We start from the raw sequence: 13,510 nt of genomic DNA, 5'->3' as shown, positions 1-13,510 counted from the left end.
TATTCCCATTAGTTGCGTATTATAGTTATGCAACCTCACTGAATTTATGGCAAAAACGTAATTCCTCACGATAGGCATAAACATCTTCTACGTGCCCCGCCAAAATTCTATTTTGTAACTTTTGCCAATAATCTGCGGAAAATAAATCTGCATGATATTGTTGCAAGTAATGACGAATTTTCTCATTTTGGCAAATAAAAGAAGCAAACTCTTCAGGGAAAACATCTTGCTCACCAATGCTATACCATGGCTCACTAGATAATTCTTGCTCAGGGTATAATGGCTCAGGAATTTTACGAAAATTCACCTCTGTCATATAACAGATTTCATCATAATCATAAAAAACAACACGGCCATGCCGCGTTACTCCAAAATTTTTAAACAACATATCTCCGGGGAAAATATTCGCAGCCGCTAACTGTTTAATCGCCCAGCCATATTCATTTAATGCATTATGTAATTGCGCGTCAGTGGCATTATCCATATAAATATTCAATGGGATCATCTTTCTTTCCATGTACAAATGACGAATCAATATGTTATCGCCTAAATCTTCAATTTGAGATGGAACCTCTTTCAATAATTCCACCATTAACTCATCGCTGATGGAAGACTTACTAATCACAAAATTTTCAAACTCTTGGGTGTCAGCCATACGGCCAACTCTATCGTGCTCTTTAACCAAACGATAGCATTCTAAAACTCGTTCTCGTGTTACTTGCTTTTGTGGCGCAAATTGATCCTTAATAATTTTAAAAACACGATCGAAAGAAGGGGACGTAAAGACCAACATCACCATTCCTTTAACACCTGGTGCAACGGTAAATTGCTCTCGTGAAAAATTAATATAGGCGAGATATTCTCTGTAACACTCTGTTTTTCCATGCTTTTGACAACCAATTGCCATATATAATTCAGCAATTGACTTACTGGGTAAGATCTCCCTCAACCAAAAAACCAGTGCTGCTGGAAAAGGGGCATACACCATAAAATAGGACCGAGCAAAACCAAATACAATACTGGCTTCATCAAACTCAGTTAAACACGCATCAATATAAATGCGCTGACAATCATCATGGTGAATAGGAAGTAAGAATGGGTGAACCTCATCATTAATATAAATTTTACCAACTAGCCAAGCTGCCTTATTACGGTAAAATAACTCATTTGCAATATGAAAACTGACTTTTTGGGTTTCAATATCAGGAAATTTTGTTTTCAATACATTGATAATACAATGAATATCTAAATCCAAATTACGCCACTTTAGCCTTAGTGGTAACCCACTTAATATTGTGAACAATACCCCCTCTAAATTATTATTAACAAAGTATTCTCGAGCTAGTGGCCTAGGAGAAATAGAAAAACGCCTTGCAGGCTGGGATGTAAAAATAAATAAGTTATCTTGTGTAAGCTCCCGATGCTGAAATAACCGGCAGTAAACTGAATTAAAGAAGCTTTCTGCTATTTCAAACCTTGGATAATCTGGTAATAAGGTTTTATAAACATTTTTTATTTGAGCCAGTTTATCGGGTGTTAAAGATTGAACTAGCCCCATAAACTGTAGCTGAGCGACAACTAAACCAACATGGTGATCATACAGCTGAATTCTTCTTTTCATCGCATGCTGAATTGCATGCCAATCTGCCTGCTCAAACCTTTCTTGTGCACCTGAGGTTATCTCAAGGAAACGACCATATTGAGCATCAAAACCCTGTAAAATGGTCTGAGCTATTATCTGTTCTGTCGTCAATATCATAACCACTCCTATAAGAATACAGACTTATTTTGAATAAAAAACAGGCACTAAACGTGCCTGAAAAATTAACAGATACAGCTAACCAATAGAAACACCGATTGAAAGGGAAATAATCTGACTAGAATTGCTCTTCTTCAGTCGAGCCAGTTAATGCTGTCACTGATGAAGTGCCACCTTGAATAACTGTTGTCACTTTATCAAAATAGCCTGTTCCTACCTCCTGTTGATGCGAAGAGAAGGTATAACCTTTATTAATTGCAGCAAACTCACACTCTTGGACTTTTTCAACATAATGCTTCATGCCTTCACCTTGTGCATAGGAATGAGCTAAGTCAAACATGTTGAACCACATACTGTGAATACCTGCTAACGTAATGAATTGGAAGCGGTACCCCATTGCTGAAAGCTCATCTTGGAATCGTGCGATCGTGCTGTCATCTAAATTCTTTTTCCAATTAAATGAAGGAGAGCAATTGTAAGCTAATAATTTACCAGGGAATTTAGCATGAATAGCTTCAGCAAACTGTCTTGCCGCTTCAAGGTCAGGTTTTGACGTTTCACACCAAACAAGGTCTGCGTAAGGTGCATAAGCTAACCCACGACTAATTGCTTGCTCAATTCCTGCTTTGGTTCGGAAAAAACCTTCAGAAGTGCGTTCCCCAGTAACAAATGCCGCATCATAGGCATCACAGTCAGATGTTAGAAGATCTGCTGCATCAGCATCGGTTCTAGCAACTAAAATAGTTGGCACACCTGAAACATCCGCCGCTAAACGAGCAGCAACCAGTTTTTGAATCGCCTCTTGGGTAGGCACAAGAACTTTCCCCCCCATATGGCCACATTTTTTAACCGCGGCTAATTGGTCTTCAAAATGAACCGCAGCTGCTCCAGCTTCTATCATATTTTTCATGAGCTCGAAGGCATTTAATACGCCACCAAAACCCGCTTCCGCATCCGCGATAATAGGTAAAAAATAATCAATATACTCTTTATTGTCAGGGCCAATACCATTCGCCCACTGAATTTGATCTGCCCGACGGAATGTATTATTAATTTTCTTAACTACCGATGGTACTGAATCGACAGGGTAAAGTGATTGATCCGGGTACATACTCGATGATGTATTTGCGTCCGCAGCTACCTGCCAACCTGATAAATAAATAGCTTCAATACCGGCTTTCGCTTGTTGTAGCGCTTGCCCACCCGTTAAGGCTCCCAGTGCATTTACATAACCTTTCTTTGAACCGCCATGTAGTTGATCCCAAAAGCGTTCTGCACCTTTGCGTGCTAAAGAGTGTTCGATATGCACAGAACCACGCAATTTCACCACTTCTTCCGCTGTATATGGGCGAGTAATACCTCTCCAACGTGGTTGTTTCCATTCATTTTCTAATTGGGCAATTTGTTCTAAGCGCGATGTTGTCATGATCCACTTCCTTTATAAGAATATGTAGGGTTTATCGAATTTTTTATTCACAATGATTAATCTAATAATTGGTATCCAGGGATAGTTAAGAATTCTATAAGCTCATCCTGTGTAGTAATCCGCCTCATCAGTTCTGCAGCCTCACGGAAACGGCCACTTTGAAAACGCTTATCACCAAGTTCTTTTTGGATAACCTGTAACTCTTCATCTAACATTTCTTCAAACAATGCCTTAGTGACTTTTTCACCGGTGGACAAGGTTTTACCGTGGCGGATCCACTGCCAAATTGAAGTGCGTGAAATTTCTGCTGTCGCAGCATCCTCCATCAAACCATAGATAGGTACACAGCCATTCCCTGAAATCCATGCTTCAATATATTGCACAGCAACGCGAATATTAGCCCGCATCCCCGCTTCAGTTCGCTCACCGGCACAAGGTTCTAATAACTGGTCAGCTGTAATTTCTTCATCGAAATCACGAGATACATGTAGTTGGTTTTGGCGCTCACCAAGTACTTGATTAAACACGTTCATAACGGTATCCGCTAAACCTGGGTGCGCAATCCAAGAGCCATCATGGCCATTTCTCGCTTCTAGTTCTTTGTCTGCTTTTACTTTCGCTAGAATAGTTTCATTTTCTTCGGGGTCCTTGCTCGGTATAAAAGCAGACATTCCCCCCATCGCAAATGCTCCGCGGCGGTGGCACGTTTTAATTAATAAGCGCGAATAGGCACTTAAAAATGATTGTGTCATTGTGACAACTTGGCGGTCTGGCAATACTCGGTCAGCATGCTCTTTCAATGTTTTGATATAACTAAATATGTAGTCCCAACGCCCACAATTCAGCCCCACAATGTGGTGACGCATGTGATATAAGATTTCATCCATTTGGAATACAGCAGGTAATGTTTCGATCAGTACAGTTGCTTTGATCGTGCCCCGAGGTATACCCACGGAGTCTTCAGCCAGACTAAAAACATCGCTCCACCATTTTGCTTCCTGCCAAGACTCAAGTTTAGGGATATAAAAGTAAGGACCACTCCCTTTTTCTAATAACGCTTGATAGTTATTAAAAAAGTAAATAGCGAAATCAAACAGGCCTCCGGGAATAGGCTTACTTCCTGATAAAACATGTTTTTCATCTAAATGAAGACCACGAACACGAGCAATCAAAATTGCTGGATTTGATTTTAATTGGTAAACCTTTCCATTTTCGTTGGTATAAGAAATATCACCGCGGATCGCATCCCTTAAATTGACTTGGCCATCGATCAATTTTTCCCATGAAGGTGAAAGGGAATCTTCAAAATCTGCCATAAATACTTTTACATTGGCATTTAAAGCATTAATAACCATTTTACGCTCAACCGGACCCGTAATTTCGACACGGCGATCTTGTAAATCTTCAGGGATACTTTGAATTTTCCAATCTGATTTTTTTATGGAATCAAATTCTGAAATAAAGTTAGGTAAAGAACCAGCATCTATCTTTTGCTGTCTGACCTCTCTATCTTTTAATAATTTTTCCCGGCGAGGAAGAAACTCTTCAACTAGTTTAGAAAGAAATGCAATAGAATCAATATGTAACACTTGTCTTTCAAACTGTTCAATATTCTTTGTGAATGTTAATTCCGATATAGATAATTGCTGCTCCATCGACCAAACCCTCATTCATCGTTGACTATGAAATAAGCATAAGATCAAAATAGATATAAATCAAAAACGTTTTCCATTTTAATTAAAAAATCAAATATCTTATTGATAATAATGAATTTTAAATAAATTTATAAATTGATTAACCATTCCTTTAACTAGTCAAAAATGTTAAATAGTCGTTAAATCAACTAATTATAGAAAACTGTATTTTTAAAATTTTTCTTTGAAAACAAAAAAAGCAGCTAATAAATAGCTGCTTTCAGACTAACTGTGGTACCACTTTTACTATATAAGCCTAACTTTAACTGGTATAACCAGTAAAAATACTTATTTTATTATAATTTTTAAATTTATATTTCTTTTTTTAATCTAACGTTGGTTCCATATTCGTAAGATCAAAAGGTGTGATCTGATACACATAATAATTCAACCAATTTGAGAACAACAAGTGCCCATGACTACGCCAACTCACGAGCGGAGGGTTGTTGGGATCATCATTTTTAAAATAATTGCATGGGATCTGAGGAGAAATTCCAGCATCTAGATCACGCCAATATTCTTGTGCAAGAGTGTCCCCATCATATTCGGGATGGCCTGTCACAAATGCTAAGCGTTTATCTTTTGACCCAAATAAATAAGCACCAGCCTCCTGTGAACTTGCTAAAATCTCTAGATCAGTGTGCTGGCGAATAAGGTCTTCCGGAAAATCAGCGTAGCGAGAGTGAGGTGCATAAAATGATCCATCAAACCCTCTAGTGAGTAAAGCATACGGCTCTAACGTATCATGCTGATAAATACCAGATAGTTTTTCTTCTCTAGTCCATTTTGGTAAGTCATACAATACCTTTAAAGCCGCTTGTACAGCCCAACAAACGAAAAGTGTTGATGTCACATGTTGTTTCGCCCAAGCTATCACCCTTTCTATTTGTTGCCAGTATAATACGTCATTAAACTCAACCAGACCTAACGGAGCTCCCGTTACAATTAAGCCATCAAAGTTTTGATCCTGTATATCTTCAAAATCACAATAAAAGGTATTTAAGTGCTCCGTTGGGGTATTCTTTGATTCTCGCTGGTCAATTCGTAATAGTTGAATATCAACCTGTAATGGTGTGTTCGACAGCAAACGCAGAAACTGGTTTTCAGTTTCTATCTTTTTCGGCATCAAATTGAGTATTAATACTTTCAAGGGACGGATCTCTTGATGACTTGCTCTTGTTGTTGTCATAACAAAAACATTTTCTTCTCTCAAGAAATTAACTGCCGGTAGTTCATCTGGTAAACGAATAGGCATCATTCATCCCCCCTTTTATCTGTTTATACGTTTAGACTTCTAGAATGCTAAATAATCTAACTAATGTTATCCGTCTTGTCGAGCCTTTCAAGGTTAAATGAAATAATTTCAAGCACTGTAACTTATAGTTTATTTCTAATAATTATATACAGCTATTAACCTTCTTATCTTCAATATATTGTATTAGTGATTACTACTTTTATTTGCCATAAGCTATTAGTAATTATTCTGTGAATAATATCTAAGATACTGTTATTTGATTGGGCTCTTATTCTAGCTGCTATACTGGCTTCCAAATTATGATGACGATTTGAATTCAATTAAAATATTAAACCGAAGTTGTTACTCACTACTTTGCATTTAGAATATCTATTCGTCACACCAATACAACCGCTTATCCCCCATTGCTTCTCCTAACCCCTGTTATCCCACCCTCACCAACAGCCACCGTCCCCTTCAACAAGTGAGTTGTTACTTACTACTTTGACTCAAGCGATGTCATTCATCACCATGATGGGGAAACACCCTATCCACAGTACTCTCGTGATATTCTTAAAATTCCGCTACCCTAAACAATCTGTGAGTTGTTACTCACTCTTTGCATCCACAATATCCATTCAGCGCACCAATATAACCGCTCCCCCTCCATTACTTCTCCTACCCCTGTTATCACACCTTCACCAACAGCCACCGTCTCCTTCAACAAGTGAGTTGTTACTGACTACTTTATGTTTATTAATCGCATCCATCATTTAAATACAAGGAATTGAGTTTTTCCTCCTACCCACCTCGTCCCGGTCAAAAAAGAGGTGAGTTGTTACTGACTTCTTTGATTCAAGCGATGTCATTCATCACCGTGATGGGGAAACACCCAATCCACAATATTTATTTGATTTTATTAAAATTCCGCTACCCTAAACAACCTGTGAGCTGTTACTCACTACTTTGCATCACGCACGCTCATTAATGATGGTGATAGATAGAGGGGAGCCCCAAGAGTAGTTAAAAAAGATGAAGAGACGTGTAATACATCGTCTAATGAGAAAGTAAGCGATAAAAAGGGGATTAAAATTAGGGAGTAAAGCATTAAGGAACTGAGGAACTAAAGCTTAGGCACCCCACCTAAGCTCAACACCCACTATTTTTCTTTTTTCTCCAAACGCAAAAAAGCCACCCAATGGGTGGCTTTCTCACTAATTTAATGTCTGGCAGTTCCCTACTCTCACATGGGGAGACCCCACACTACCATCGGCGCTACGGCGTTTCACTGCTGAGTTCGGCATGGGGTCAGGTGGGACCACCGCGCTATTGCCGCCAGACAAATTCTGTTTCGTTCCCGTTTGCGCTTATTACTCTTCGCAAACCAGAACTTCAATCTCAAACAAGCTGTGTGTCCTTCACCTTTCGGCTTCTCACTTCTCGAAAACAACTCTATCTCTCTAAAACACCTTCGGTGTTGTCAGGTTAAGCCTCACGGTTCATTAGTATTGGTTAGCTCAACGTATCGCTACGCTTACACACCCAACCTATCAACGTCTTAGTCTTAAACGTTCCTTTAGGACTCTTAAAGAGTCAGGGAAGACTCATCTCAAGGCAAGTTTCCCGCTTAGATGCTTTCAGCGGTTATCTCTTCCGCACTTAGCTACCGGGCAATGCCATTGGCATGACAACCCGAACACCAGTGGTGCGTCCACTCCGGTCCTCTCGTACTAGGAGCAGCCCCTTTCAATCTTCCAACGCCCACGGCAGATAGGGACCGAACTGTCTCACGACGTTCTAAACCCAGCTCGCGTACCACTTTAAACGGCGAACAGCCGTACCCTTGGGACCTACTTCAGCCCCAGGATGTGATGAGCCGACATCGAGGTGCCAAACACCGCCGTCGATATGAACTCTTGGGCGGTATCAGCCTGTTATCCCCGGAGTACCTTTTATCCGTTGAGCGATGGCCCTTCCATTCAGAACCACCGGATCACTAAGACCTACTTTCGTACCTGCTCGAGCCGTCACTCTCGCAGTCAAGCTGGCTTATGCCTTTGCACTAACCGCATGATGTCCGACCATGCTTAGCCAACCTTCGTGCTCCTCCGTTACTCTTTGGGAGGAGACCGCCCCAGTCAAACTACCCACCAGACACTGTCCGCACCCCAGATAATGGGGCAACGTTAGAACATCAAACATTAAAGGGTGGTATTTCAAGGTTGGCTCCACGCAGACTGGCGTCCACGCTTCGAAGCCTCCCACCTATCCTACACATCAAGGCTCAATGTTCAGTGTCAAGCTATAGTAAAGGTTCACGGGGTCTTTCCGTCTTGCCGCGGGTACACTGCATCTTCACAGCGAGTTCAATTTCACTGAGTCTCGGGTGGAGACAGCCTGGCCATCATTACGCCATTCGTGCAGGTCGGAACTTACCCGACAAGGAATTTCGCTACCTTAGGACCGTTATAGTTACGGCCGCCGTTTACTGGGGCTTCGATCAAGAGCTTCTCCTTACGGATAACCCCATCAATTAACCTTCCAGCACCGGGCAGGCGTCACACCGTATACGTCCACTTTCGTGTTTGCACAGTGCTGTGTTTTTAATAAACAGTTGCAGCCAGCTGGTATCTGCGACTGGCTTCAGCTCCATGAGTAAATCACTTCACCTAATGCCAGCGTGCCTTCTCCCGAAGTTACGGCACCATTTTGCCTAGTTCCTTCACCCGAGTTCTCTCAAGCGCCTGAGTATTCTCTACCTGACCACCTGTGTCGGTTTGGGGTACGATTAATGATAATCTAGAGCTTAGAGGCTTTTCCTGGAAGCGGGGCATGAGCTACTTCATCACCGTAGTGACTCGTCATCGAACCTCAGCATGTAGTGAACCGGATTTGCCTAATTCACCTGCCTACATTCTTAAACCGGGACAACCGTCGCCCGGATAGCCTAGCCTTCTCCGTCCCCCCATCGCAATTATCACCAGTACGGGAATATTAACCCGTTTCCCATCGACTACGCATTTCTGCCTCGCCTTAGGGGTCGACTCACCCTGCCCCGATTAACGTTGGACAGGAACCCTTGGTCTTCCGGCGTGCGGGTTTTTCACCCGCATTATCGTTACTTATGTCAGCATTCGCACTTCTGATACCTCCAGCATGCCTCACAGCACACCTTCACAGGCTTACAGAACGCTCCCCTACCCAACAATATCTAAATATCGCTGCCGCAGCTTCGGTGCATAGTTTAGCCCCGTTACATCTTCCGCGCAGGCCGACTCGACCAGTGAGCTATTACGCTTTCTTTAAATGATGGCTGCTTCTAAGCCAACATCCTGGCTGTCTGAGCCTTCCCACTTCGTTTCCCACTTAACTATGACTTTGGGACCTTAGCTGGCGGTCTGGGTTGTTTCCCTCTTCACGACGAACGTTAGCACCCGCCGTGTGTCTCCCGTGATAACATTCTTCGGTATTCGTAGTTTGCATCGAGTTGGTAAGTCGGGATGACCCCCTAGTCGAAACAGTGCTCTACCCCCGAAGATGAGTTCACGAGGCGCTACCTAAATAGCTTTCGGGGAGAACCAGCTATCTCCCGGTTTGATTGGCCTTTCACCCCCAGCCACAAGTCATCCGCTAATTTTTCAACATTAGTCGGTTCGGTCCTCCAGTTAGTGTTACCCAACCTTCAACCTGCCCATGGCTAGATCACCGGGTTTCGGGTCTATACCCTGCAACTTATTCGCCCAGTTAAGACTCGGTTTCCCTACGGCTCCCCTATTCGGTTAACCTTGCTACAGAATATAAGTCGCTGACCCATTATACAAAAGGTACGCAGTCACCCCACCCCAAAGCACATTCACTGCTTGTTTTGTGTGTTGGGCGTCGCAAAAAGCGCTCCGCCAACGCGTGTTGAATGCCACTTCAAAGTTGTCCTCAACACCAGAAAATGCTTTGGTGGTGGGGCTCCCACTGCTTGTACGTACACGGTTTCAGGTTCTATTTCACTCCCCTCGCCGGGGTTCTTTTCGCCTTTCCCTCACGGTACTGGTTCACTATCGGTCAATCAGGAGTATTTAGCCTTGGAGGATGGTCCCCCCATATTCAGACAGGATAACACGTGTCCCGCCCTACTCGTCGAGTTCACAACACTAACACCTTCGGATACGGGGCTATCACCCTTTACTGCCGGACTTTCCAGACCGTTCTCCTGATGCTAATGCTGATTAAGACTCTGGGCTGCTCCCCGTTCGCTCGCCGCTACTAGGGGAATCTCGGTTGATTTCTTTTCCTCGGGGTACTGAGATGTTTCAGTTCCCCCGGTTCGCTTCGTTTGACTATGTATTCATCAAACGATAGTGCAACGGATTGCACTGGGTTTCCCCATTCGGAAATCGTCGGTTGTAACGGTTCATATCACCTTACCGACGCTTATCGCAGATTAGCACGTCCTTCATCGCCTCTGATTGCCTAGGCATCCACCGTGTACGCTTAGTCGCTTAACCTCACAACCCGAAATTGTTTCAACGTTCACCTTACTGTCATGGCTGTGCGTGCATTCCTTCTTTGTTGGGCAGTGCTCGCAATGCTCACATACTTATGTATGCTGCGCTTGCTGTGCGCTGGCCGCCGCGAAGGACTGACTGCTCGCTCATGCCACTCGCTAAAGTGACCGAAAATTTCAGGTCTGAAATTTTGAGAGACTCTCACATTGTTTAAGCGATAAACAATGTGCGTTGTTTTCAATTTTCAGCTTGTTCCAGATTGTTAAAGAGCATAATTATTCGCAATAGACTATTACTAATCTATTCTGAATAATCAGAAAAATTTATGGTGGAGCTAAGCGGGATCGAACCGCTGACCTCCTGCGTGCAAGGCAGGCGCTCTCCCAGCTGAGCTATAGCCCCATAAAGGTATTTTCGGTATCAATATAAGTCATTAAATGACAAATCGAATTCAGGCAAGGCATAGATTGGCGAAGCTTACTTAGGTAAGTGAGCTAATCTATAACGACGCATCAATTCGATTTTGGTAGGCCTGAGTGGACTTGAACCACCGACCTCACCCTTATCAGGGGTGCGCTCTAACCACCTGAGCTACAAGCCTATCGATACCGCTACTCTATTTCATCAGACAATCTGTGTGAGCACTTCACAAAACACTTCAATGGTAAGGAGGTGATCCAACCGCAGGTTCCCCTACGGTTACCTTGTTACGACTTCACCCCAGTCATGAATCACAAAGTGGTAAGCGCCCTCCCGAAGGTTAAGCTACCTACTTCTTTTGCAACCCACTCCCATGGTGTGACGGGCGGTGTGTACAAGGCCCGGGAACGTATTCACCGTAGCATTCTGATCTACGATTACTAGCGATTCCGACTTCATGGAGTCGAGTTGCAGACTCCAATCCGGACTACGACGTACTTTATGAGTTCCGCTTGCTCTCGCGAGGTCGCTTCTCTTTGTATACGCCATTGTAGCACGTGTGTAGCCCTACTCGTAAGGGCCATGATGACTTGACGTCATCCCCACCTTCCTCCGGTTTATCACCGGCAGTCTCCTTTGAGTTCCCGACCGAATCGCTGGCAACAAAGGATAAGGGTTGCGCTCGTTGCGGGACTTAACCCAACATTTCACAACACGAGCTGACGACAGCCATGCAGCACCTGTCTCAGAGTTCCCGAAGGCACTAAAGCATCTCTGCTAAATTCTCTGGATGTCAAGAGTAGGTAAGGTTCTTCGCGTTGCATCGAATTAAACCACATGCTCCACCGCTTGTGCGGGCCCCCGTCAATTCATTTGAGTTTTAACCTTGCGGCCGTACTCCCCAGGCGGTCGATTTAACGCGTTAGCTCCGAAAGCCACTCCTCTAGGGAACAACCTTCAAATCGACATCGTTTACAGCGTGGACTACCAGGGTATCTAATCCTGTTTGCTCCCCACGCTTTCGCACCTGAGCGTCAGTCTTTGTCCAGGGGGCCGCCTTCGCCACCGGTATTCCTCCACATCTCTACGCATTTCACCGCTACACATGGAATTCTACCCCCCTCTACAAGACTCTAGCTGACCAGTCTTAGATGCCATTCCCAGGTTAAGCCCGGGGATTTCACATCTAACTTAATCAACCGCCTGCGTGCGCTTTACGCCCAGTAATTCCGATTAACGCTTGCACCCTCCGTATTACCGCGGCTGCTGGCACGGAGTTAGCCGGTGCTTCTTCTGTCGGTAACGTCAATCGTTGTTGATATTAGCAACAACGCCTTCCTCCCGACTGAAAGTACTTTACAACCCTAGGGCCTTCTTCATACACGCGGCATGGCTGCATCAGGCTTGCGCCCATTGTGCAATATTCCCCACTGCTGCCTCCCGTAGGAGTCTGGGCCGTGTCTCAGTCCCAGTGTGGCTGATCATCCTCTCAGACCAGCTAGGGATCGTCGCCTAGGTGAGCCATTACCTCACCTACTAGCTAATCCCATATGGGTTCATCCGATAGCGCAAGGACCGAAGTTCCCCTGCTTTGCTCCTGAGAGATTATGCGGTATTAGCTACCGTTTCCAGTAGTTATCCCCCTCTATCGGGCAGATCCCCATACATTACTCACCCGTCCGCCGCTCGTCAGCGGGAAGCAAGCTTCCCCTGTTACCGCTCGACTTGCATGTGTTAGGCCTGCCGCCAGCGTTCAATCTGAGCCATGATCAAACTCTTCAATTAAAAAGCTTGATGCTCAAAGAATGTCTTACTGACCGTAACGTTCTTTTGTTCGGCTAACTTTGTCGGCTTCGCATCGCTTCCCCTCGCCGTACCTAAGTACTGTCTCGGGTTATCTCTGCTTGCCTTCGCGTTATCCTTCCAAAATAAGCGTTACTACCTTATTTCATATATATGAATTAACGTGTTAGTCACTCTTCAAGACTTAAAATCAAATATTTTTTTGATAGTGTCCTGTGAGTGCCCACACAGATTGTCTGATAAATTGTTAAAGAGCATTGCAGCTTTTCTTTATAAAAACCAACCTTTCGGTCGTTGCTGCGAGGAGGCGTATATTACGTTTTCCTCCGTGAGAGTCAAGCAATTTTTTGCTTTTTCTTTTCAGAATCTCTCGCTGCCGTTTCAGTGTTCATCGCGCTTTGCGTTGTCTTGTTCCCGGTCAGTGGATGCGCATTATAGGGAGTCAGAAAAATCTGGCAACCCCTTTTTTGCATTTTTTTATTCAACTGCTGCATTACACAGCAAAACCCCTACTTATACCGACTTATACACGAAGTTATCCACAACATGAAAATAATTTAAAAATTATCGCGCATTACGCAAACGTTTGCGTTACAATTGGCTCGAAATTTCGGCATTGATTTTGTTTTTATGTTCTGAAATTGTTAGTGACTTATATATTGTTATAGGGGAAGC

The 13,510-nt window shown here is 43.6% G+C and carries 5 protein-coding genes, 2 tRNA genes and 3 rRNA genes; all 10 read right to left on the bottom strand.

What is annotated here, in order from left to right:
• Positions 1-25: 25 nt before the first annotated feature.
• The 10 genes from aceK to FVA72_RS21910 all read right to left on the bottom strand — a co-directional run bounded on the left by aceK (position 26) and on the right by FVA72_RS21910 (position 13,329).
• Positions 26-1,759: a bifunctional isocitrate dehydrogenase kinase/phosphatase gene (gene aceK / locus FVA72_RS02110; RefSeq protein WP_110592546.1), complete on the bottom strand. Its 1,734-nt coding sequence runs from the start codon at positions 1,757-1,759 to the stop codon at positions 26-28.
• 118 nt (positions 1,760-1,877) lie between these two features.
• The gene (aceA, locus tag FVA72_RS02105; RefSeq protein ID WP_110592547.1) at positions 1,878-3,185 is read right to left on the bottom strand and encodes an isocitrate lyase; all 1,308 of its coding nucleotides are present in this window, start codon (positions 3,183-3,185) and stop codon (positions 1,878-1,880) included.
• Positions 3,186-3,241: 56 nt separating this feature from the next.
• Positions 3,242-4,840 (bottom strand): malate synthase A, encoded by a 1,599-nt coding sequence (gene aceB, locus FVA72_RS02100; RefSeq protein WP_110592548.1) that lies wholly within the window; start codon positions 4,838-4,840, stop codon positions 3,242-3,244.
• Positions 4,841-5,204: 364 nt separating this feature from the next.
• Positions 5,205-6,134, bottom strand: a complete 930-nt coding sequence (gene metA / locus FVA72_RS02095) for a homoserine O-acetyltransferase MetA (RefSeq protein ID WP_110592635.1) — start codon at positions 6,132-6,134, stop codon at positions 5,205-5,207.
• A gap of 1,203 nt (positions 6,135-7,337) precedes the next feature.
• A 5S ribosomal RNA gene (gene rrf / locus FVA72_RS02090) occupies positions 7,338-7,453 on the bottom strand.
• Between the two features lie 141 nt (positions 7,454-7,594).
• A 23S ribosomal RNA gene (locus FVA72_RS02085) occupies positions 7,595-10,612 on the bottom strand.
• A 326-nt stretch (positions 10,613-10,938) separates the two neighbouring features.
• Positions 10,939-11,014, bottom strand: a tRNA-Ala gene (locus FVA72_RS02080).
• 122 nt (positions 11,015-11,136) lie between these two features.
• Positions 11,137-11,213 (bottom strand) — tRNA-Ile (locus FVA72_RS02075).
• Between the two features lie 64 nt (positions 11,214-11,277).
• A 16S ribosomal RNA gene (locus FVA72_RS02070) occupies positions 11,278-12,817 on the bottom strand.
• Together the 16S, 23S and 5S rRNA genes with 2 tRNA genes alongside form the textbook arrangement of a ribosomal RNA operon.
• Before the next feature lie 353 nt (positions 12,818-13,170).
• Positions 13,171-13,329, bottom strand: a complete 159-nt coding sequence (locus FVA72_RS21910) for a hypothetical protein (protein WP_164454916.1) — start codon at positions 13,327-13,329, stop codon at positions 13,171-13,173.
• Between the last annotated feature and the right edge of the window lie 181 nt (positions 13,330-13,510).

The organism is Providencia sp. PROV061 (assembly GCF_011045655.1).
GTDB classification, from domain to species: domain Bacteria; phylum Pseudomonadota; class Gammaproteobacteria; order Enterobacterales; family Enterobacteriaceae; genus Providencia; species Providencia hangzhouensis.
Note: the sequence above shows the minus strand (reverse complement) of the source record. Positions and strands in the feature narration are given on the sequence as shown.

What these genes read in the sequence shown, in the direction of transcription:
- aceK (WP_110592546.1), bottom strand. Translation starts at nt 1,759, where the DNA reads ATGATATTGACGACAGAACAGATAATAGCTCAGACCATTTTACAGGGT.
- aceA (WP_110592547.1), bottom strand. Translation starts at nt 3,185, where the DNA reads ATGACAACATCGCGCTTAGAACAAATTGCCCAATTAGAAAATGAATGG.
- aceB (WP_110592548.1), bottom strand. Translation starts at nt 4,840, where the DNA reads ATGGAGCAGCAATTATCTATATCGGAATTAACATTCACAAAGAATATT.
- metA (WP_110592635.1), bottom strand. Translation starts at nt 6,134, where the DNA reads ATGCCTATTCGTTTACCAGATGAACTACCGGCAGTTAATTTCTTGAGA.
- FVA72_RS21910 (WP_164454916.1), bottom strand. Translation starts at nt 13,329, where the DNA reads ATGCAGCAGTTGAATAAAAAAATGCAAAAAAGGGGTTGCCAGATTTTT.